17 protein-coding genes are annotated in these 23329 nt (G+C 41.2%); 9 read left to right on the forward strand and 8 right to left on the reverse strand.

Features of this window, described 5'->3' with window-relative positions:
• The first annotated feature begins 65 nt into the window (after positions 1-65).
• Positions 66-5387, forward strand: a complete 5322-nt coding sequence (locus WA256_RS00225) for a S8 family serine peptidase (RefSeq protein ID WP_335988130.1) — start codon at positions 66-68, stop codon at positions 5385-5387.
• A gap of 332 nt (positions 5388-5719) precedes the next feature.
• A complete protein-coding gene (locus tag WA256_RS00230; RefSeq protein WP_335988133.1) occupies positions 5720-6562 on the forward strand; it encodes a MipA/OmpV family protein in 843 nt (280 codons plus the stop codon).
• Here WA256_RS00230 and WA256_RS00235 read toward each other — a convergent pair.
• The 3 genes from WA256_RS00235 to WA256_RS00245 are packed head-to-tail and all read right to left on the reverse strand — an operon-like array spanning position 6546 to position 8823.
• Positions 6546-7736 (reverse strand): ATP-binding protein, encoded by a 1191-nt coding sequence (locus WA256_RS00235; protein WP_335988135.1) that lies wholly within the window; start codon positions 7734-7736, stop codon positions 6546-6548. The genes WA256_RS00230 and WA256_RS00235 overlap by 17 nt on opposite strands.
• The gene (locus WA256_RS00240; protein WP_054560845.1) at positions 7733-8422 is read right to left on the reverse strand and encodes a response regulator transcription factor; all 690 of its coding nucleotides are present in this window, start codon (positions 8420-8422) and stop codon (positions 7733-7735) included. Before WA256_RS00240 ends, WA256_RS00235 begins: the two co-directional genes overlap by 4 nt.
• Complete coding sequence (locus WA256_RS00245; protein WP_062564876.1) at positions 8422-8823, reverse strand: DUF3019 domain-containing protein; 402 nt, start codon at positions 8821-8823, stop codon at positions 8422-8424. The genes WA256_RS00240 and WA256_RS00245 overlap by 1 nt, the downstream gene beginning before the upstream one ends.
• Before the next feature lie 538 nt (positions 8824-9361).
• Between WA256_RS00245 and WA256_RS00250 the strand changes: the two genes are divergently transcribed.
• From WA256_RS00250 to WA256_RS00260, 3 genes are all read left to right on the forward strand, one after another.
• Positions 9362-10063 (forward strand): DUF3581 domain-containing protein, encoded by a 702-nt coding sequence (locus tag WA256_RS00250; protein ID WP_130166539.1) that lies wholly within the window; start codon positions 9362-9364, stop codon positions 10061-10063.
• 94 nt (positions 10064-10157) lie between these two features.
• The gene (locus tag WA256_RS00255) at positions 10158-11393 is read left to right on the forward strand and encodes a DEAD/DEAH box helicase (protein ID WP_175080314.1); all 1236 of its coding nucleotides are present in this window, start codon (positions 10158-10160) and stop codon (positions 11391-11393) included.
• Positions 11394-11441: 48 nt separating this feature from the next.
• The gene (locus WA256_RS00260) at positions 11442-12410 is read left to right on the forward strand and encodes a sensor domain-containing diguanylate cyclase (protein WP_335988144.1); all 969 of its coding nucleotides are present in this window, start codon (positions 11442-11444) and stop codon (positions 12408-12410) included.
• Here WA256_RS00260 and WA256_RS00265 read toward each other — a convergent pair.
• Positions 12407-13363 (reverse strand): methylenetetrahydrofolate reductase, encoded by a 957-nt coding sequence (locus WA256_RS00265; RefSeq protein WP_335988146.1) that lies wholly within the window; start codon positions 13361-13363, stop codon positions 12407-12409. The genes WA256_RS00260 and WA256_RS00265 overlap by 4 nt on opposite strands.
• Positions 13364-13610: 247 nt before the next feature.
• Here WA256_RS00265 and WA256_RS00270 point away from each other — a divergent pair, with 247 nt between their 5' ends.
• Positions 13611-16496, forward strand: a complete 2886-nt coding sequence (locus tag WA256_RS00270) for a M16 family metallopeptidase (protein WP_335988149.1) — start codon at positions 13611-13613, stop codon at positions 16494-16496.
• Between the two features lie 35 nt (positions 16497-16531).
• Here the strand turns inward: WA256_RS00270 and WA256_RS00275 are convergent, their stop codons facing one another.
• From WA256_RS00275 to WA256_RS00285, 3 genes are all read right to left on the reverse strand, one after another.
• Positions 16532-17473: a sensor domain-containing diguanylate cyclase gene (locus WA256_RS00275; protein ID WP_062564882.1), complete on the reverse strand. Its 942-nt coding sequence runs from the start codon at positions 17471-17473 to the stop codon at positions 16532-16534.
• 281 nt (positions 17474-17754) lie between these two features.
• A complete protein-coding gene (locus tag WA256_RS00280; RefSeq protein WP_063527559.1) occupies positions 17755-18072 on the reverse strand; it encodes a helix-turn-helix transcriptional regulator in 318 nt (105 codons plus the stop codon).
• A gap of 3 nt (positions 18073-18075) precedes the next feature.
• The gene (locus WA256_RS00285; protein ID WP_130166543.1) at positions 18076-18480 is read right to left on the reverse strand and encodes a hypothetical protein; all 405 of its coding nucleotides are present in this window, start codon (positions 18478-18480) and stop codon (positions 18076-18078) included.
• Between the two features lie 338 nt (positions 18481-18818).
• Here WA256_RS00285 and cysE point away from each other — a divergent pair, with 338 nt between their 5' ends.
• The gene (gene cysE / locus WA256_RS00290) at positions 18819-19643 is read left to right on the forward strand and encodes a serine O-acetyltransferase (protein ID WP_054560835.1); all 825 of its coding nucleotides are present in this window, start codon (positions 18819-18821) and stop codon (positions 19641-19643) included.
• A gap of 88 nt (positions 19644-19731) precedes the next feature.
• Entirely contained in the window at positions 19732-20322 is a 591-nt protein-coding gene (locus WA256_RS00295) for a hypothetical protein (RefSeq protein WP_269407469.1), read from the forward strand.
• A 2-nt stretch (positions 20323-20324) separates the two neighbouring features.
• Here the strand turns inward: WA256_RS00295 and xseA are convergent, their stop codons facing one another.
• Positions 20325-21659 carry an exodeoxyribonuclease VII large subunit gene (gene xseA, locus WA256_RS00300; protein ID WP_335988158.1) on the reverse strand — a complete coding sequence of 445 codons (1335 nt, stop codon included), beginning with the start codon at positions 21657-21659 and terminating at the stop codon, positions 20325-20327.
• 134 nt (positions 21660-21793) lie between these two features.
• On the opposite strand from xseA, the gene guaB reads away from it, so the two are divergent.
• Positions 21794-23263, forward strand: coding sequence for an IMP dehydrogenase (gene guaB / locus WA256_RS00305; RefSeq protein WP_054551225.1), 1470 nt, complete (start codon positions 21794-21796; stop codon positions 23261-23263).
• The last annotated feature ends 66 nt before the right edge of the window (positions 23264-23329 follow it).

Raw genomic sequence — 23329 nt, forward strand, 5'->3', positions numbered from 1 at the left:
AGCAGTGAAATGGATTTTCACGTAGCTTGAATAATTACTCTAACTAACTATCCAGGGGATACTTTATGCAAGTGAAAACACTCTCGATTGCTGTTGCCGCAGCTCTCTATAGTGCCAGTGCTGCTCATGCAGTGGGTGTAGATAACAATCAAGTTAAACACCAATTAAAAGCACCTAATATCACATTTGAAGAAGTAAAAGCGTTTAGCAAAGAGTTTAACCAAGGTGACTCTAGCAACATGCTACAAAACGATGGTCTAAATGTTCAGCTAAATAGCAAAGCAAATAAATTTGCTGAAGAAGGCATTGATGGTGAACATATTTATATTATTCGTTTACGTGATAACTCAGTGGCACTTGAAGCCCGCGATTTAACCTCGCCATTATCACAAACACTTCAAGCACAAGGCGTTTCAAAAGTATTTGAAAAAGGTCAAGCAGCGGTCTCTGCCGTAACTGAGTATCAAAATAAACTACTTTCAAAACAACGTACTGTAATGCAAAACGTGACAGCGGTGACTGGTCGTACTGAGATGCGTCGTCAATTCACTAAAGCATTAAATGGTTTCTCTGTAAAAATGACTGAGCAAGAAGCGATGCGCGTTGCAGAGCTTGGTGCTGTTGTTTCTGTAATGCGTTCGAAAAACTATGATCTTCTTTCTGATGAAGGCCCTAAGCATATCGGTGCGGATCAAATTTGGGATGGCTCAAGCGTTCCTAGTGGTATCAAGGGTAAAGGTGAAGGCCAAATCGTTGGTATCATCGATACCGGTATTAACTCAGATCACCCTTCATTTGCAGCTGTTGGCGGCGATGGTTACGAGCATGAAAACCCGTTCGGTGCAGGTGTTTATGTAGGTGACTGTGTTGAAGAGCCTGAAGAAATCCAATGTAACAATAAATTAATCGGTGTGCGTTCTTATGATGTGATCACGGATGCGTTTGATGCCATGATCCCAGGCTGGCCTGCAATTGGTGAAGATTACCAAGGTCACGGTTCGCACGTTGCTTCAACAGCAGCTGGTAACGTCGTTAAAGATGTACCGTTTATGCTTCCGAGCTTTGGTGAAAACACCGATGGTAATATCTTAAAAGAAGGTTTATTCCCTGAAATCTCAGGTGTTGCACCGCACGCCAATATCATTGCTTATCAAGTATGTTACCCATCAAGTGACGAATACGCAGGCTGTCCTGGCGAAGCGCTCGTAGCCGGTATTGAAGATGCAATTTCTGATGGTGTTGATGTAATCAACTTCTCAATAGGTGGAGCCGATTCAAATGTGTGGGCCGATCCAGTACAACTTGCATTCTTAGCAGCGCGTGAAGCGGGCATTAACGTTGCCGCGGCAGCAGGTAACAGTGGTCAAGCATGTGGCGCGGCTGAGTGTTTTGGTTATTTAGATAATTCATCGCCTTGGCTTGCACAAGTTGCAGCAACAACGCATGGTCGTACTGTAGCAGTTGAAACTGCCGTTGAGTTTGCTGGCTTTGCTGACGAAACTCTGGGTTCAGAAGTACCTAGTTGGTCTGAAACTGGCCTTGTTGGTGGTTCAATTAACAGCGAAGAAATTACCGGTGTTGTTGTTTGGGCTAAAGACTATGAAGACGTCAATGGTTTTAAAGATTACAACGGTTACTGTACGGCAGATTACCCAGAAAATACCTTCAACTTCTACAAAGATGGTACTGAAATCGCAGGTGCGGCTGATGGTAGCACCAATGTTATTGTTATCTGTCAACGTCACGATCCAAACGATTCAGCAGCCAATGCGCGTACTGCAAAAGTTGATCACGTAAAAGCCGGTGGTGCAGATGGTTTCATCATGTTTAACCGCAACAGAGACCAAGGTACTGTAGCAGAAGGTTATTCATTACCAGGTGTTCACTTTACTTATGACCAATGGAATGGTGTTTATCCAGAAGATGGCTTAGAAGATTGGGTAGATAGCTACTCAGAACTTGGTCACATGATCACTATTAAGCCAACAGTGATTGAACGTCGTGTTGATGCTGAAGATGCTGATTGGTTAGCGACATTCTCATCACGAGGCCCGTCTTATTCTAATGTTGAAGTACTTGCTCCAACGCTTGCAGCTCCAGGTGTTGATATTTACGCGGCTTACTCTGATGAGCATCCGTTTGTGACTCCGCATGGTCAAGATTACGCTGCAATTAGCGGCACATCGATGGCATCACCGCATGTTGCAGGTTCTATGGCGTTACTACGTCAAATTCACCCTGAGTGGACCGCAGCTGAAATTCAATCTGCATTATCAATGACTGCTGAAAACGTGGTTAAATATCACCGTTTAAACAGCGAAAGTGATGTTGTAGCTGATGCGAAAATCTATCGCTCTGGCGCAGGTCGTATCAATGTTGCTCTTGCTGCTAAAGCGGGTTTTGTAATGGATGAAAGCGCTGATAACTTCTTAGCTGCTGATCCATACAATGGTGGTACGCCACATAAACTTAACTTACCAAACCTTGTTAATTTCTCATGTGCACCTGAATGTCAGTGGGTTCGTACAATTAAAGCAACAGAAGATGGTACTTGGACTGTAAGCCACGAAGATGTTGAAAACTGGGCATTTGATGTAAACACACAAACAGCACAAAATGGTGTGAACATCGATATCTTCCCGAAAACTTTCACACTGAAAAAAGGTGAAACACAAACAATCATTGTTAAAGCATCAATCATGGATACTCAAGATTGGTTCAGTAACTCTGAAGTTGAGTTGCATACAAACCTTGTTTTCCAAGCTGAAGAAGCAGATATCCCTGATGCGCATTGGCCTGTGGCGTTTAAATATGATCGTGGTAACTTACCATCATCATTAGAGACGACAGCTCATTCAAATGAAGGGACTTATGTTGCTAAAGGTATTGTATTACCTAGCGTTGAAGCACCTGTAGCTCGTGCATATGAGCCAGTTAAAGCAGATATCACTACGGTAACTTTACCAAAAGACGATGACCGTACTTTCCCTTGGGCTATGAATCGCACTGATGATGTAGATGCGGCAGATATTTTAGATGAAGCAACATTTACTAAGTTTGTTACTGTGCCAGCTAATTCTAAACGTTTTATTGCTGAAACAGTCGGTGTTGAGTCAGAACTTGAAGGCACCTTGAACGTAGGTAACCCTATTTTATACGTAGGTAAAGACTACAACGGTGATGGTATTGTTCAGCCACAAGATGAAATTTTATGTGTATCTAACCATAAGATTTATAAAAACTTCTGTAATATAAACAACCCTGAAGAAGGTGAGTATTGGGTTGTAGCTTATAATACGAATCAATCGTCTGTTGATGCAGTTGAAGAAACCTTTGAGCTTGCTACAGCGGTTGTGTCAGACCAAGTTGCATCAGGTATGACTGCAAGTCTGCCAGGAAGTGATGGTCAAAATACTGTTGAAATGACAGTCGACTGGGACATGGACCTTGATGCCGATAGCGTGTACTACTCATTATTAGATGTAGGTACATCGGCTGTGAACCATGGCAACCTAGGTTCTATTCCATTTAAGCTTAACCGTGGCAATGATGTTGCACACCTTGATGCGCCATACACAGGTGCAAAAGTGGGTGATATGGTGCCATACACATTTGAAGTGTTAGCGAATAACTCAGGTGTAGACCGTGAGTTCTCACTAGAGCTTGATATCCCTGCAGGTTTGGATATCAAAGCAGAAAATGTCATGGTTTCAACAGCATCAGAAATCAACGTTGAAATTGCTGACGGTAAAGTGATTGTAACAGGCACACAAGCGGATACTCGTGATGTTGAACCTGATTATATCGTGACAGATAACATCACTGATGAAATGTGTCGTACGCCTGATTTTGGTAACTCTAACCCAGGTGGTTATGTCGATTTATCAGAGTTTGGTATCACGCCAATTCTATCTGGTTTCGATGAGAACAACCTTTATAACTCTCGCAGTGGTTATTCATTACCAATCGCAAGTTTCTATAATGGCGCATATGACACATTTAGCCTTTATAACAATGCTGAAAATACTAATATCCAAAACTCGATTATTCAAATTCGTGGTATGGGTACAGTAAATACTAATGGTAGCCGTTACTTCTACCCAGTACATAACCCGTTCCCTTATAACTCATTCCCATATGAGAACATGGGTCCATTATGGCGTGGCTGGGAGTTCACTGATAATGGCTTATTACGCTCTGTAATGTCAGTTGGCTTATCGTCAAATGAAGGTATTTCACTAGCAAGTACTTCAACTGGCTGGGGTATTATTGAGTGGGATAATGCATCAGACTACGATAACCCTGTATATGACCGTACAACGGGCAAATACACTTACACTAAACGTGATAACTCATTTGACTTCCAAGTGTTGTTTAATGCAAATACACGCTTTGGTAAAGGTGAGCATGAAATTTACTATGCATACGATAACCTAGACTATGGGTCTACACGTCCTGCCGGTAGTATTGGCCTGCAAGGTTTCCGTGGTGCACAGTATCAATATGGTCCACTTGAAAACTACCGTGGTATCCAAATCGCTTATAACAATCTAGATGAAGTTATCAGCGATGGTTACGTGGTGTGTATGGACTATGTAGGTCCAGAGTCATCACAATTTGAAGTGACTGCTTGGGCTGAAGTTACGCCGTCTGCAGCAGGTCAAACACTTGAAGTTGTAGCTAAAGCAGCAATCTCTGGTCTGAATGACATGACTTCAACAGCAACACTGGCCATTCCTGGCAACATCACAGTGGTAGCGCTTGATGACATGGTAACAACAGAAGAAACACCGATTAGCTTTGATGTTCATCACATTGATGAAAAGAACTCGAAGAATGAAATCTCGGTAATTTCTGACGACGTAACCTATGAAGTTGATGGCGATACAGTAACGATTACACCAAATGATAACTTCTCTGGTGAGACCGAAGTAACTGTAATGGTATCTGATATTGAATACCCATCAGATGCTGCAAGTACAACCTTTATGTTAACGGTTGAAGCAGTTAACGATGCACCAGTCGTTGCCGTTGAGGCGAGTGCTCAACAAGTGACTGAGGGCAGCGTTATTACCCTAGATGCATCAGCATCACATGATTTAGATAACGATGAGTTAACTTTCTCATGGGAAGGCCCAGGTACAATCGCAAGTCCAACATCAGCAATCACTGAAGTATCAGGTTTAACGGCTGGTGAGCATCAGTTTACTGTAACGGTAAGTGATGGTGTTGAACCGATGGAGCTAGGTGTAGCAGTGACGGTAACGGCACAAGAGACAACCGTTGTTCCTGAAGAAAAAGCGAAATCATCAAGTGGTTCACTTGCTTGGTTAACTGTTCTATTAGCTGGTTTTGCAGGTGTTCGTCGCCGCGTAAAACGAGGCTAAGTACTCCCTAAGTATGTTATGTGACAAAGGGCCTTCGGGCCCTTTTTTTTGGCCTAGAAAATCGTGTTGTATATTTTAATAACCAAAAAGAATAACTAACAACTGAAAACCTATGTAGCAAAATGTACAGGCTATTTTATATTTTTTTCAGTGTGTTAGTTTGAAGATAGGGCGTAAATTAACAGTCTACGCCGCTTTGTTGGTCAAAAAAATTATACAATAAAGCGCGCAAGCGATATGATCGTCCCGGATTAAGTAAAGACTAAAGACTCTTTGGTAGTATTAAGTTGTCATAGTAATTGTTATTTATGACATAAAGGTGAATTGCGTTAATGAAGAAATTGTTTGGCTTAGTATGTTGTTTAACTGCATCCACTGCGTTTGCGCAGGCTGATGTTAAACAACCTCAATTAATTAAAAAGTCGACAATACATGCCAGTATCACTGTGGGTTACGGGGGCATTGAAAACCCGGTACTAGATGCAGACGATGTCACTTCGCCAATTCTGCCAAGCTTTGCTTATTACGGTGATAACTGGTATTTCGATGATTTCTCTGTTGGCTATAGCCTCTATGAAACAGAGAACTTCTACGTTGATTTACTTGGGCGCTTTAATGATGATGGTTTTTTCTTTGAGCTGGATGGGGTAGATAAACTCTATGCCACCGGTGTTGTTCGTTCGAGCTCTGGGCGACCTACATTACCTACCGCATCACCGATTAACCTAACGCCTATAGAGCGTGACCTTTCTTACATGGCGGGGCTGTCATCGGCAGTAAACGTGTATGATAATATCTGGTTAAGTGCTGCGTATGTCCATGATGTAACCAATGTTCATAATGGTTATGAAATTTTGCTAAACGGCTATCAAGTATTTGAACTGTTTTCTGGTACTGCTGGCATTGAGGCGGGTATTAATTATAAAAATGAAGAGCTGATCGATTATTACTACAGGGTGAGTCCATCAGAAAGCAAAACGCGTTTACTAAGCTACAATTTAGAAAGTGCCACGAACTACTACTTAAAAGTAAGTTACGAATATCCTATTAGCGACAGTTTCAGCCTTGACTTCAAACTTAAGCACACATGGCTTGATAGTAACTTAGCTAACTCACATATGATCAATAAAAACGGTTATTTCTCAGGTTTTACGGGAATTACTTACCACTTTTAGGCCAACGAATGGTGATCTCTGCACCGCCTGTTTGCGAACTGTTAGCCAAGCTAATTTTACCGCCATGCCAACTGGCAATACGATACACAATATAAAGTCCTAATCCATAACCACTCGCTAGTTTATCTCCTTCACCTTGTTTAAAAGGCTCAATTAACGCATCCGCATTAATTGGTAAGCCAGGTCCATCGTCTGTAATGCTTATACTGTAATAGCCCGCTTGTTCTGTGCTACTTATATGGATAGTGTGTTTTGCGTATTTTGTGGCGTTGATCAGTAAGTTTTGTACCGCGATTGCCATAAAGCTTGCTTCGCAATAGGCTGTGTCTACTTCAAGCGCAGGAATGAATTTGAGTTCTTTGTATAAATCAAATTTAGCAATTTCTGTGTTGATCAGTTTAGCTAAGTTAACTTTCTCCTGATTAAACACACTTTGTTGGTGCTCTAAGCGAGCGAACGATAAGTACTGCTCTAGACGTAATTCAATCTCATCGATATCGCGTTCTATTTGGCTACTTTCTTGAGATTCCAAATCGGCAATCGACAAAGCAAATCGCATACGGGTAAGGGGAGTGCGAATTTCATGAGAAATAATACGCGATAAGTCATTATGTAGCTGAACAAACTTATTGATGCGCTCAGACATATGAGTGAAGGTGCTGGCTAATGGCGCAATAGATGAATTTGGTTTTATATCAAGCTCTATGCGTTGCGGTTTTTTACTAAAGCGATGAGCTGCGCGTTGTAATAAGCTCAAATCGCGAAATACTGGGCGAATGAATAATAAGATCATCGAACCAAGTAAAAAGTAAAACGCAAAAAAAGCAAGCCAGTCAGTTTTGGCTTGCGAAATCAAAGAAATGGGGCCAACTTTTTGGATGCTGCCGTTATTGCCTTTGAGGTATATATACTGCTGATTGTTTTCGGTGACGCTGATAATGCCATCTTTATCGAATTTAGCTTGTAATGAAGCAGGTAAAAAAAGTTCGTTTTGGTTAAAGGAGCTGATCCTCGTTTCTTTTTGCTCAGCTATTTGAGCAAGTTCAGCAACACTTATTTGCACACTCGGTATCTGCTCAGAAAAAAACTGATTATAAAGCTGGCCAAAAGCTAAAACTAAGGCAATTAAGCTTACCGTGATAATTAAGTACAGCTTAAAAAATTGTTGCTTCATATTTTTGAAATATCCAAGCTGTATCCTTTACCTCGTACAGACTTGATATCTAGCGTTTCTTTTTGCTCGCTAATGGTTTCTTTAAGCTTTTTACGTAAACGGCTAATTTTTAAATCAATCGCTCGGTCAAGTCCGTCATACTCACGGCCAATAACATGCTTGAATAATACCTCACGAGAAACCGGTTCAGGGGTGTTTTTCGCAAGGTAGGCAATGATCTCAAATTCACTTTCATTGAGATTCAATGCTGTGTTATGAAAATAGATATCGCGTTTTTTACTATCGATACGCAAAATATCAATTTGGTGCGAAAAGTTATCTTGGCCAACAGTGTGGGCGATAATCGTTTTAACTTTGGCGAGTAACAGTTCAGGCTTAATGGGTTTTACAAGGTAGTCGTAAGCACCTAGGTTTAAGCCCTTGATTTGTGATTGCACAGAATCCAGAGCCGTTAGAAAAATAACAGGGCAACTGTACTTTTCTTTCAATTGAGAAATTAGCTCAAAGCCATTGCCATCCGGTAGCATCACATCACAAATGATCAATGAAGGCATAAAGGTGATTTCACTGCTACGGTACGCCTCGGCAGTATTAAATACATCTATGGTATAGCCATGCTTTAACAAAAACGTTTGTATTAAGCTTGCTAATTTCACATCATCTTCAATTAAAAAAATATGCTGCATTATAAACTCCAGCCAAAGCGCCGTTTTATTCGGTAATCTTTAGCTTCATAGCTTGCTATTGACAGTAGTTGTTGCTTAACAACTTGATTGCTTAATGGATCAATTAATTTCACTGTAAGCGGATGCTCAGTCTTAACCGTTAATTTCTCGATAATTAAACCACCTTGTTTGTAACACTGCGTATACTGAGGACGCTGAGTTATTTCTAAACAAAGTTCTTTAAAGGGAGCAACACGAAAATGAATCTGTATATTAAACTCACAGGCTTTTTGTTTTGCATCTGTCACACACACGGTGGGTGAGACTTTAAAAAAAGGTTGCTCGGGACTGTCATCGCTTAAACAAAGCGACGAAAAGCAAAGACAAAAAAACAGTAATAGCCAACTAAATCGGTTTATCATTTAACCAAGTCTCTGTTTTTTAGAAGTCTTTTCTTCAAAGTAACAATAACCATCGAAAGCTGATGTAACCTGCCCAACTCACTTTGAGTACTCATTTTTTTGCCGTTTTTTTTAATTATTATTTATGCAGCCTATGAGTGGCGATTACACGATAAAAAAGCGTGTCTATCATACCTCATTTATCGTTATAGCTACAAATAGGTGCTATGCAAAGCCAGTAATTTCAACCTATTGGCGTATTTTCTTTATATTCTAAAGTTAGCTTGTTGTTTTAAAAGGGAAACTGAATTTATATTTAGTTTTAGCTAATAGTTTTTCACTAAATTTAGTTGGGCCTTAGTCTTTACTATTCTGCGTTATTTGTTAATTGTTTCGTACAAATTGATACAATTTAAATTTAGCCTATCAAAACCACTATTTTAGCTCATGCATTTAAACATATGCTGAGCGCGTGATTAATAATTAACAGATTCGACCTCTATTTTCATTTTTTCTGGTAGTATAGTCAGGTTATAAGTAGTTTAAGCAGTGAACAATTATGTTAAGTCCTTATTATCAGCAACATGCTGATTACGTTTCTATCTCACGTGAGCAAGGCTGTCGTTTTGCCAAGTTAGTGGCTGATGATTTCAATCCGTTACATGATAAAGATGCCAAAAAGTTTTGTGTGCCGGGCGATTTACTTTTTTCGCTGGTTTTAAACCGCTATGGCATCAGTGAAAAAATGGAATTCACGTTTGCAGGCATGGTTGATGAAAATTCAAAGCTGACTTTCCCTGAAGGGGCTGATGAGTTTGCGATCACCGATGGCGAAAAAGTCATGCTAAAAGTGAAACGAGAAGGGGCTGTTAGCCAATGTCCTGAGTTAACAAATAGCTTAATCAAAAACTATGTTGAGTTCTCTGGCACGACTTTCCCGCACGTGATTATTCCATTGATGGGGAAGCAGGATGTGATGATCAACCCAGCCCGCCCAATGGTGATTTACGAATCAATGCTGATTAACCTTGACCGCCTTGATATCAGCGCACCTGAATTACAATTTGCTGAGCCTGATTTTGAGTTTACTGGCAAACGCGGCAAAATCACGCTTCGCTTCAACCTGTTAGAAAATGGCGAAAAAGTAGGGTCGGGTGAAAAACACATGCTTGTGTCTGGCATTCGTGATTATTGCCAAGCAACAGTTGATGACCTAATTAGTTTTTATAATCAACGTAAAGAATCACTTAAACCAGCGTAATCTTTACAATTGCTACAAAGGGCGCTCATTGCGCTTTTTTGTTGCTGATCTTCCGCGTACAATAGCGCTTTTATAGCCAAATGTACTTCAGACTATGTCAGTAGCGACCTTTTCAGAATTAAATCTTGCCCCTGCATTGCTAACAGCCTTGCAAGAAGAGAATTATCACACTCCCACAGCAATTCAAGCGCAAACAATCCCCCTTATTTTAGCGGGTGCTGATGTAATGGGCAGTGCACAGACGGGAACGGGCAAAACCGCCGCGTTTGTTTTACCACTACTGCATAATTTGTTATCTGCTGAAGTACTCCCTGATGCCGTTAAAGTCCTAATTTTAACGCCGACCCGTGAGCTCGCTCAGCAAGTATTTGCAAGTGTAGAGCGTTATGCAGCGCATACTGAAATAAAAGCAGCACTGGCTTATGGTGGTGCTAGTATTGGCCCACAAATTAAAGCCATAAAAGGAGCGCAGGTTGTAGTGGCAACACCTGGGCGCTTACTTGATCATGTGATCAAGGGCAGTATTAAGCTTTCAAGTATTAATGCCTTGGTATTTGATGAAGCTGATCGCATGCTTGATATGGGCTTTATTGACGAAATTAAACGCATCTTGCGCCATGTGCCAAAAGAACGTCAAACTTTACTTTTTTCAGCCACATTTGACGACAGCATCTTTAAACTCAGTAAGCAGTTATTAAATGATCCTAAATTAGTTGAAGTGAATAAACGCAACTCAGCAGCGGTTGAAGTTGAGCAGCTAGTATATGCGGTTGATGAAGACCGTAAACGCGAGCTGGTATCACACATGATTGGCATGAAAAATTGGCAGCAAGTACTGATATTCACTCGTACTAAACAAACCGCCGATGTGCTTGCTAAAGAAATGTGTAAAGACGGCTTAAAAACCGAATCTATTCATGGCGATAAAAGCCAAGGTGCGCGTGATAAAGCACTGCAAAATTTTAAATCAGGTGCGACAAGAGTACTGGTTGCGACAGATGTTGCTGCCCGAGGTCTTGATATTGCCTCACTCAAGTATGTGATTAACTATGAGTTGCCTTATGTGGCTGAGGACTACGTACACCGTATTGGTCGAACAGGGCGTGCTGGCGAGAAAGGGATGGCGATGTCGCTGGTTAGCATCGATGAGCAGTGGCTATTGGACGAAATAGATATCTTACTCGACACAAGGCTCACGCCGCAGTGGTTACCAGGGTATGAGCCTGATTTAACCAAAGAGCCAAAGCAAGTTCGTAAAAATACTAATAAGGCACGCCGCTCTCGTGATAAAAAACGTATTTTAGGGCAAAAAAGTAGGAGACGTTCCTAAATCTGGCATATATTTATACTATCCTCCGGCTAAAGTTGAGAGTTTAGTATGTTAGAAGAGAATAAATGGACGTTCCGCCGCGCTGATAAACAGTTCTCCTTAGAAAAGTGGCAGAAAACAATTAATCTCATGACCGAGTTGTTTTCTGCTCCCGCAGGCTTCATCGTTCATAAAACAGATGATGTATATCGTATTATCGTCTCCAGTGAGCAACAAGAAAATCCCTATGATGCCGGGGCTGAATTAAGCGCCGACGATAATATCTTCTGCAAAAAAGTACTGCGTGACATGGCACCGCTTTATGTTGATCACGCCAGTCAAGATAGTCAATGGGATGACAGCCCACTGGTAAAAGATGGTTTTGAGTCTTATCTTGGGGTGCCAATTAGCTGGCCAAGTGGTGATCCGTTTGGCACCTTTTGTGTTATGGATTTTAAACAAACCCATTATCAACAGAACTTTTTAGAACTAATCGAGCAGCTTCGCGATATGGTTGAAGATGACCTTGCACTGTTAGACAACTTTACGCAGATGCGTGAAATTGCTATGCTCGATTCACTCACTAATATTTATAACCGCCGTGCAATAGACCTACTTTGCCAACATAAATTAAATATATCGAAACGTCTTGGTTTTGATATTAGTTGTTTATTTATCGATATAAATAGCTTTAAACCACTCAATGATACGTATGGCCATGAAGTGGGCGATCTCGCACTGATTTGTTTAGCTGACACGATGAAAGAATGCCTACGTGAAACCGATATTATCGGCCGCTTAGGGGGTGATGAGTTTATTGCGTTATTGCAAGTTCAGCCCGGTGATTGCATAGACAGCATCACTGATAAGCTCAACACCACCTATCAATCTAATTTAGAGAAGCGGGGCATTCCTGTCACGAGCTTAAGTATTGGTTCAGGGGTAATAGCTCAGCCAAAAGAAAACTTTGCTGAGCTATTAAAACGAGCAGATGAAGACATGTATGAGAAAAAGCAAGCCTCTAAGGCTGCACGTTAAGCTATTTGCTTCTCAGCTAGGTTTAATTCCATGGTTGCTTTAAGTAAACGATAAAGGTTAATTGACGCATCAATTTCTTCTTTACGATTGGTTAAGCTCTCAATATTTAAACCTAGCGGTACATCTAAATGTGCGCAGCTTTGTAAAATTAAGTCGAGATTCTCACGGCAAATACGCACTGATTCACTCAATGTATTTGCCGAATCTAACATACGGTACTTAGTTGCTTCTGGTACTGAGATACCTAACCATTCCATAAACTCTAAGGTTTTTTCACCACCACAAGGGGTAAACGTTAGAATAATGCGTTTTGGTGTTGTGCCTTGTGCTTTACAGCTACGCGCATAGCTGGTGATTAAATCAATCGTTGCTTGAGCATTGTAAACCGCTTGTGAGATGAAAAACTTACAACCTTGTGCTGTTTTTTCAACTAAACGCTCATGTTCATTGCGTTTGCTGGCATGACGCTCTGCAATAGTAACGCCACCTAAAAATACATCATTGTTCTGCTTAGCAAGCGCTTTATATGCATCAGGTAGGCTTAATTTGATATCGCCATGAGATGATGGACTACCCACTAACACTAAGTTTTTTAGTTCAAAGTCGTTACGTGTTTCGTTTAACCACTCGGTAAACTCTGCTTCTCCACGCTGGGCAACACTTTTATAAGTGATCACATCAAGTTGCGACAAGCTACGTAGTAACTGACTGTATTCACGGGGATCTACCGTTTCTTTAAACGGAAAAGGACGCGGCTTTGCAATACGGCTACTTTCATCTTGAATGTCGTAGATGATTACACCATCGTATTCAATTTCGTGTAAACGACCAAGTAGCTTCTGAGCAATGGTCTCAAGCTGTGCTTTATCAGTACCTGACTTTGGTGGTGTGGTACCAATTAGGTAGACGCCTTGATTGGTGTCTTCAATTTTCTCTTGTAATGATAAAGCCATAATCCTCATTCCAGCTCGTGCTAATGTCTATGACAAATAATATAGCAGCCATTTAGACGTCTAGATAGATTTTTTTCTTGAAAGTTTTTCAATGACTATGAATTTTACTCAAGTTTAAAGCTGAGCGTTTCGCAAAATTGACACACCTGTTTACATAAATTATTGCTCTGACCCTCATATTTTCAGGCGCTTTGATGCATAATCAAGCAGCAATGATTATGAGAAAAATAACTAACAAGGGAACATTATGAAATTTAGATTATTAGCAACCAGTGTTGCTGTAACACTTGCTTTAAGTGGCTGCGCAAGTAACTCACAGTCAACTATGGTTAAAGAAGTCGAAATTGAGCAGCAAGTAAGCCAAGATGATAACCGTGTATTTAGCCAAGATTATCTATTAGAAGAGCTTGAGAATGGCCTTCGCGTGATGGTAGTTAAAACAGATTACCCAGATGTTGTGTCACTGCAAATTCCAGTATCGGTTGGTTCACGTAATGAGGTTGAAGAAGGTAAAACCGGTTTTGCACACTTCTTTGAGCATATGATGTTTAAAGGCTCTGAAAAATTCCCACAAGATGTGTATTCAGATATTTTAAAAAACTCAGGTGTTGATAATCGCGCGTATACGACTAACGATTACACTAACTATCACTTAAACTTCTCAAAAGAGCACTTAGATAAAGTGCTCGAAATTGAAGCTGATATTTTCCAAAACCTGACTTACAGCGAAGAGCAGTTCCGCACCGAAGCGCTCACTGTAAAAGGTGAGTATTTAAAGAATAATGCTAGCCCAATTCGTAAGTTACTTTCTGCCGTTCGTAACGAAGCATTCGAAAAGCATACCTATAAGCACACCACCATGGGCTTTTTCGAAGACATTGAAGCCATGCCTGATCAAATGGCCTATGGTAAAGAGTTTTTCGCTAAATTTTATAAGCCTGAGTATGTATCTTTAGTCATCGTTGGTGATGTTGATCCACAAGAAACCATGGCAATGGTGAAAAAGCATTGGGGTAATTGGAAAAAAGGCGATTACCAAGCAGATATTCCTGTTGAACCAAAGCAACAAGCCGCAAAATATGTACATGAAAAAAATGATGGTTTACCAGGCCACTGGTTGCTTGTGTCATACAAAGGCACTGCATGGGATCCTACTCAAAAAGACCGTGCAGCTCTTGATTTGATCTCACAGCTGTATTTCTCTAATAACTCGGCACTTTATCAAGAACTTGTTGTTGATAAACAAATTGCCAGCCAAATGTTTACCTATAACCCAGATACTAAAGATCCGGGTTTATTACATGTGTTTGTAAAAGTCGAAAACGAAGCGGACCTGGCTAAAGCCCGTGATGCGATTAACCGTACCTATGCACAAGCGCGTACTGAGTTAGTAGATGCGCAAAAGTTAGCTGATTTAAAATCAAACCTAAAGTATAGCTTTATAAATGGTCTTGATTCATCGCAGTCAATCGCTTCAACACTTGCAAGCTACATGCACTTTGAGCGTGACCCTGAAGTGATTAACCAACTTTATGCCACTGCTGATAGCATCACGCCAGAAGATATCAAAGCGGTAGCAAACAAGTACTTTGTTGATCCAAGCCGTACTACGGTGACAATGTCGGCGCTTGATAAAGTGGCTGGTTTTGAGCAAGAAGTTGATTTAAATGCCTTGGTTGCCAGTATCGAGCAAGCCCCAACACAGCGTCATTTTAAAGTACTTGATAAAACCAATAGCTCACCACTAGTTGATGTGAACTGGTTATTTAATACCGGCGCAGCGGCTGATCCACATGGTAAAAAAGGTTTAGCAGCACTCACTGCAGCGATGCTAGCGCAAGGTGGCTCAGAAACGATGAGCTACAAAGATATTCAAAAAGCGTTATATCCACTAGCGGGAAGCTTTGGCTATCAAATCGATAAAGAGATGATTTCACTACGCGGCCGTGTACATAAAGATAATGCCGCGCAGTGGTATGCACTTGTTAGCGACCAGTTGTTAAATCCTGGCTTTAGAGAAGATGATTTCAAGCGTCTGAAAAAAGAGCTTATTGATAGCATTAAAGCAGGTCTGAAAGCGTCAAATGACGAAGAGCTAGGTAAAGAAGTGCTATATCATCAGCTTTATAAAGGCCATCCGTATGAAAGCTATAACTATGGTGATTTATCAGATCTTGAAGCACTGACACTTGACGATGTAAAAGCGTTTTATGCTAACCAGTTTACTCAATCTAAATTAACAGTGGGTCTAATTGGTGCGATTCCGAGTGATGTTAAATCGACGATGATGAAAGATTTAACATCGCTTCCACAAGGTAAAGAAAGCCGCTTAACGATCCCTGATGCGCCAGAACTTAAAGGTCATCATGCAACGATTGTTGAAAAATCAGCGCAATCTACCGCTGTGTCATTTGGTTTCCCAATCGATACAATTCGTAGTAGCGATGACTGGACAGCGCTTTGGTTAGTGCGTTCTTACTTTGGCGAACACCGCAGCTCAAACAGCTTCTTGTATCAGCGTATTCGTCAAACCCGTGGTATGAACTATGGTGACTATGCATACATTGAGTACTTCCCACGTGGTATGTTCCAAACTAAACCTGATGCTAACTTAGGTCGTTCAGAGCAAATTTTCCAAGTGTGGTTACGTCCGCTTCGTTCTAATAATGATGCGCACTTTGCAACGCGTACGGCATTATTTGAACTTGATAAGCTAATTAAAAATGGCATCAGCAAAGAAGATTTTGAAGCGACTCGTAACTTCTTAATTAACTTTGTGCCACAAATGGTTGCAAGCCAAGATCGCCAATTAGGTTATGCGCTTGATAGTGAGTTCTATAACACTGAGAGCTTTGTTGACTATGTGCGCGGCAAGCTTGAAAAGCTAACCCTTGATGATGTTAACCGTGTTATTCGCGATAACCTGCAAACAGAGAATATTCACTATGTGTTTATTACTGGTGACGGCAAAGACATGCAAAAACGTTTAGTTTCAGAGCAAACATCACCTATGGTGTATAATGCTGAAAAACCAGCAGAACTTGTTGCTGAAGACAAAGTGATTGCTGACTATAAACTTGCAATACCAGCGAAAAACATTTCAGTACTTGATGTCGAAAAAGTATTTCAGTAATAACTGGATAAACAAGCTCTAATCAATGCCCCTAATTAGGGGCATTGCTCTAGGTTTAATGGCTCGATGTTATCAGCAATTACAAGCTGATTTCGGCCAGCTTCTTTTGCTTGATAAAGCGCGTTATCAGCCATTTCAATGAGTAACATGGCATCATCAATGCTACTAGGGTAGATAGTTGCTAAACCAATACTAACCGTTAAGGGATGACCGGCAAGCTCTGGTAGTTGAAGCGTATTTAGCGCTGCCATAAACCGCGTCACGAGTTTTTGTGCTTGATGGCTTTGCGTATTACCGAGTACCAGTACAAATTCTTCACCGCCGTATCTAGCGCACAAGTCACCAGGTCTGCGAGTATAATCTGGTAATAGTTTTGCCACTTCTTTTAAGCAAATATCACCCACCAGATGACCAAAGTTATCGTTAAGAGACTTAAAGTTATCAAGGTCAATCATGGCTAACGACAAGGGGTGTTTTAAACGTGCACAGCGACTCCACTCTTGCTTATAAAAATCATCAAAATGACGTCGGTTAGCTATTAGTGTGAGGCCATCGATACGGGCGAGTTCTTGTACTTGCTGCTCGGCGATTTTACGTTCGGTAATATTTATATGGCTGATGACGATAAAGCGTTTTGATGCATGCTCGAAGGGCACTGCTCGCATTAAAAACCAACGCTTGTCGGTATTGCTATGACATGGATATTCTAGGTAATACTCGGTTAGTTGTTGGTTTATAACCTGACTAATACCAGATAAAGCTTGTGCACCAAACTCATCACCTTGCTGTGCAGCTGATTGACATATTGCGAGGTAGTTTTGCTCTTCCCACTGGGTATTACACTGGCAATTATTTTCATCGCCAAAAGTTTGCCAACTGCGATTCACAAATTGAATATCACCTTTCTCATCAATTACAACAATATGTTTTGAGATCGTATCGAGTATTGATTTTAGAAACTCTTTTGATTCAACCACATTCGTTCCTAGCCACTATCACTTTTTTAAGATTAGCAATAAATGCTGGGTTTTCACCGTGGTTTACATAAAAAACAATTGATAAGGTATTTGTAGGTGCTGATATGAAAAAACTGCCAGCACCTAGCTCAACGCTCAGTTCTGACAGTTATATTTTATTTATATGCTTAGAAATGCTAAAGCATTGCGCCAATTTTAACTGCTAGCGCAAATAGCATGGTTGTTATTACAAAGCCGATAAGTGTAGCGTAGCCGCGTTGTTCTTTGGTCATCTATCACTCCTAAAAAATAACAAATACCGTTGCCATACCAAGGGCAAAACTGACAAACGAAGAAGCCGCTACGATTGCAGCGAGATTTTGCTTACTCACTGCATGTGTTGTGCTTTGTTCAGATACTTCGTCATCGAGCTTAATAAGCTCACCTTGGCGCACTTCAAAAACTGCGCATAGGCTCATGGTGGTTTCTTTTGATGCCGCACCTTCTTTTTCAACTCGTTGAATGGTACGTAGGCTTACATCACAGGCATCGGCCAATTGCTGCTGCGTCCAATCGAATTTAAGTCTAAGTGCTTTTATTGTATTAGGGTTCAGTTGCATTACTTACTTCCCAAGAAATGGTTCAATAAAAGTAACGACAGCATAACCCGATATTGCTCCACCAAGAAAACAGCCTAAGGTAACCAAAGCTACTTGTTTTGGATTATCAGTAAGTGAGGTTTGTGTACTCTGTTTAACTAATTTGTCAGCTTTATAAAACGAACATTCAAGCTTGCCTGTCAGTATATTTTTCATCTCGAATTTGACTGCATAAGTATTACCTTGGTAGCTAAAGTCATGATGACTTTTAAAACCGAAGCTGCGTTTTTCACTTACCAATTCGTCGTTTACATATACTTTTTCTTTACCGCTCATGATGTGACCAAAGCAAGCGATTTGGTTGTCACCATCTTGAAAGTAAAATTTATAACCTAGCTTGTGTGAGTTTAGTACGTCGTTTTTCATCATCGTTTCCTTGTTAAGTTGATGATGTAAATTTAATGATTATTTTTGTTTTTTACGCCGTCAGCGATATGCCAGTTCCTATTTTGGCATATGACAGGCAAGATGTCATATCTGTTTTGTTATTGAAAAATAAGCACTTTAATTAAGTTGCTCGGCTAGAGTCAGAATTTGCTACTGTCATATGCGATTGGCAAAAAAGCACAGCAAAAAGAGTAAAAATAGGTATTGTTACTCTGGTTATTAGATATAACCAGAACAAATAAACAACGGGTTAGTACATCTTGCTACAAATCCGTTAAACTTAAGGCTTAGCAGTTAGGTACAACCAGAAAGGCAATATTATGCGTCATGAAATTTGGCAAAAGCTTCGAGATGAAGCAAACGAAGTCGTTTCCCGTGAACCGCTTTTAGCAAGTCACGTTTATTCGTGCGTGTTAAATCATGAATGCTTAGGTTCGGCGCTGAGCTTTATTGTGGCAAATAAACTTGCAGATGCGGTGGTATCAGCATTTACTATCCGTGAATTATTCGACCAAGCCTTTGTTAAATGTGATCTAATGCTGACGCATGTGGCTCATGACATAAAAGCAGTTAAAGATCGCGACCCTGCGGCCGATAGTTACTTAACTGTTATTTTGAACCTTAAAGGCTTCCATGCAATACAAGCACACCGACTCGCAAATTGTTTATGGCAACAAAACCGAAAAGAGCTTGCTCGCTTCATTCAAAGCAGAACCTCAGAAGTATTTGGCGTTGACATCCATCCCGCTTGTAAAGTTGGTCATGGTATTATGTTTGACCATGCAACTGGGATTGTAATTGGTGAAACAGCGGTTATTGAAGATAACGTATCGATTCTACAATCTGTAACCTTAGGTGGTACGGGTAATGAGCAAGGTGACCGTCATCCAAAAATTCGCGCCGGTGTATTGATTGGTGCGGGTGCAAAAGTACTAGGTAACATCGAAGTGGGAGAGGGGGCACGTATTGGTGCAAACTCTGTCGTGTTAAGTGCGGTTCCAGCACACACAACTGTGGTTGGCGTGCCAGCTAAAGTGGTCGGCAAACCGAGCTGTCCCTGTCCAGCAGAGAGCATGAACCAAAACTTTTTAGATGATGGTACGACTACCGCTAGTAATGCCTCCCACACCAGTGCTATGTTGTAGTTTTACACCTTAAAAAAGAGCAATGGAATTGTCTAAGTTATCCTTCGGATTAGCTGTTACAGCGTCATTTATTTGTGGCGCTGTCGCTATGTCACTTTTTCAATCAGACCCACAACAACAGCCACACACTTATCAGCAACAATTTGTTGAAGAACAAATAGTTCAAGCACCAGAGCAGCAAGCCACTGCTATAGCGCCTGTTATTAATAAACAAGTCGCTGAAGTTAATTCAGATAGCTCAGCAGCTGTTAGCAAAAGTGAGCTTGAGCAACAAATAGCAGAGTTAAAGTTACAAGTCGAAAATCAACAAGCGGTGATTGCTAGTTACCGTTCAAGTGCGATACCTCCACAGCAAATCGACTCACACCTGGATGAACTTTATACCTTGTTAGAAGAGCAATCTCGGGATGAGGCTTGGGCCTACCAAGTTGAAACAGCTATGAGTGATTTTTTAATCATGGCCGATTTACCAGTGCAACCACAGCTTAGTGTCTCAACATGCAAAAGCTCTGTGTGTCAGTTTAAGCTATTGCAACCAGAGGATGTTGATGATTTGCCAAGCCATTATTGGCGCAACATGACCGATAAAATGATGGAGCAAAGCTGGTGGAAACAATTCAAATTTACCTCCACCACCTCAAGTGACGATAGTCTAACAATCATTGCAAGCACGGAGTAATTTTATACAACTTTTGATTGCAGTTGACCATCAGCAAGCTCGGTGGTTATAAGCTCACCTACGCTTACATCGTTAACCGATTTTACTACGCCACCTTGTTGGTTTTTAGTAATGCTGTAACCACGTGCTAACACACTAAGTGGACTCACAGAATCTAAACGACTCGCTTGTAAAGAAAGCTGGTTTCGAGAACTTGAAAGTTGTTGCTGCATCGCTTGTGTGAGGCGGGCATGTAATTGCGTGAGCTGATGCTCGCTTTTGGCTAACTGTTTTTCAGGAGAGCGTTGCATCAAACGTGGTGTTAGGTTAGCAAGTACTCGCTCATATCGCTGGATTTTGCCACTCATTGCGCTGTGTAAGGCCAAACTAAGTTCATCTAGTTTTTGCGCTTGTTGATTGAGTTGATTACGGGGATGGCATAGCTGCAAGCGATGCTCAAATTGAGTGGCAGTACTGCGTTTTACAGCTAAAGAGTGTTTAAAGGCATGATTTAAGTGCCTAACTAACTGCGTAACTTTGTTATGTAGCTCTTCGGTATTTGGACTAACTAGCTCGGCGGCTGCAGAAGGTGTTGCGGCGCGAATATCGGCAACATAATCACTAATTGTGGTATCGACCTCGTGACCAACGGCGCTAACAATAGGTAAGCGACTTTCAAAAATAGCGCGAGCTAGTTGCTCATGGTTAAAACACCACAAATCTTCTAGTGAACCACCACCGCGACCTAATATAAGCACATCTACTTCGTTACGCTGATTGGCGATGTTTATTTTTTCTATTAATTGGCTGTGGGCATCTGCACCTTGCACCATAGCTGGGTAAATCACGACTTCTAGCTGCGGAGCACGGCGTTTAAGTACCGTTAGAATATCGCGTATAGCCGCACCAGTGGCTGAGGTGATTACCCCAACGCGATTAATATTGGTTGGTAATGGTTTTTTATGGGCTGAGCTAAATAGACCTTCGGCAGCTAAGCGCATTTTTAGCGCATCGAATTCTTGTTTTAATAAGCCTTCGCCAGCAGGGGCCATATGCTCAACAATCAGCTGATAATCACCACGAGGTTCATATAAAGATACGCGGGCACGCACAGTTACTTGTGCACCATTGCTCGGGCGAAAAGTTTGGCCGCGATTATTGCCACGCCACATTGCCGCTTTTACCTGTGCTCGGTCGTCTTTTAAAGTGAAGTACCAGTGTCCAGATGCAGGGGCTATAAAGTTAGAAATTTCACCATTTAAGATAAGCGATGAAAAGCCTTGTTCTAAAACATGGCGAATTTCCTTATTTAGGCGCGTGACCGTGTAAACAGGCTGTGTTGATTGCGTAAAAGCCATTAAAAACCCCAGTAAAAAATTCTCTGTGTACTTTAACACAAATAAATGAATAATTTTATTTACTCGTGCTCACAACGCTGATAAAATTTGGCCGCAATTCCTTATACTCAGATCCACATGTGAGAAGTTGCACTATGCTAAGAATCGCTAAAGAAGCTCTTACCTTTGACGACGTACTTTTAGTACCAGGTCATTCTACTGTTTTGCCACACACGGCAAATATTTCAACTCGCTTAACGCGTGGTATCAATCTTAACTTGCCGCTAGTTTCAGCATCTATGGATACTGTAACAGAAGCACGCTTAGCGATTGCTTTAGCGCAAGAGGGCGGTTTAGGTTTCATCCACAAAAACATGACAATTGAAGAGCAAGCTAAAAACGTTCGTAAAGTTAAAACTTACGAAGCGGGCATTGTTTCTTTCCCTGTTACTGTGACTGCGGATCTTACAATTGCTGATGCTATCGCGCTTTCAGAAGACAAAGGTTTTTCAGGTTTCCCTGTAACCGACGCTGACAATAACCTTGTTGGTATTGTGACAAGCCGTGATATGCGTTTTGAAACGAAACTTGAGCAACCTGTTTCTACAGTAATGACGAAAAAAGAATCGTTAGTGACTGTTAAAGAAGGTGCAGACCGTGATGAAATCTTAGGTCTAATGCACGAGCACCGTATCGAAAAAATTCTCGTAGTTGATGATGCATTTAAACTGAAAGGCATGATCACTGTAAAAGATTATCAAAAAGCACAAGACAAGCCGCATGCATGTAAAGACGAGCAAGGTCGTCTACGTGTAGGTGCCGCTGTTGGTGTTGGCGCGGGTACTGATGAGCGTATCGCAGCACTTGTTGAAGCAGGTGTTGACGTATTACTTATCGATACATCACATGGCCACTCACAAGGTGTTATCGACCGTGTTGCACAAACACGTCAAGCATACCCAGATCTACAAATCGTAGCAGGTAACGTTGCAACAGCTGAAGGCGCGATTGCCCTTGCTGATGCAGGTGTTGATGCTGTTAAAGTTGGTATCGGCCCTGGTTCTATCTGTACTACTCGTATCGTAACAGGTTGTGGTGTTCCACAAATTACTGCTATTTCTGACGCAGTTGAAGGCTTAAAAGGCCGTGATATTCCTGTTATTGCTGACGGTGGTATCCGTTTCTCTGGTGACATCGTAAAAGCACTTGTTGCTGGTGCATCATGTGTAATGGTGGGTTCAATGTTAGCCGGTACTGAAGAAGCACCGGGTGAAGTTGAGCTATATCAAGGTCGTTACTACAAATCATACCGTGGTATGGGTAGCCTTGGAGCTATGGACCAAAAAGAAGGTTCATCAGACCGTTACTTCCAAAAATCGAACGAAGCAGACAAGCTTGTTCCTGAAGGTATCGAAGGCCGTGTTGCTTATAAAGGTCCTATCGCGACAATCATTCACCAACAAGTGGGTGGTCTACGCAGTGCAATGGGCTTAACAGGCTGTGCAACAATTGAAGAGTTAAATACTAAACCTCAATTTGTTCGCGTAACTTCAGCTGGTATGGGTGAGTCCCACGTTCACGACGTGCAAATCACCAAAGAAGCGCCAAACTACCGCTTAGGTTAATTACCTTAAGGTATTGAAATTACATGGGCTAGCATCTGCTAGCCCTAATTTATTGATCATCTCCCT

The sequence above is a fragment of the Pseudoalteromonas sp. CH_XMU1449-3 genome (assembly GCF_037027245.1).
GTDB lineage: Bacteria > Pseudomonadota > Gammaproteobacteria > Enterobacterales > Alteromonadaceae > Pseudoalteromonas > Pseudoalteromonas shioyasakiensis.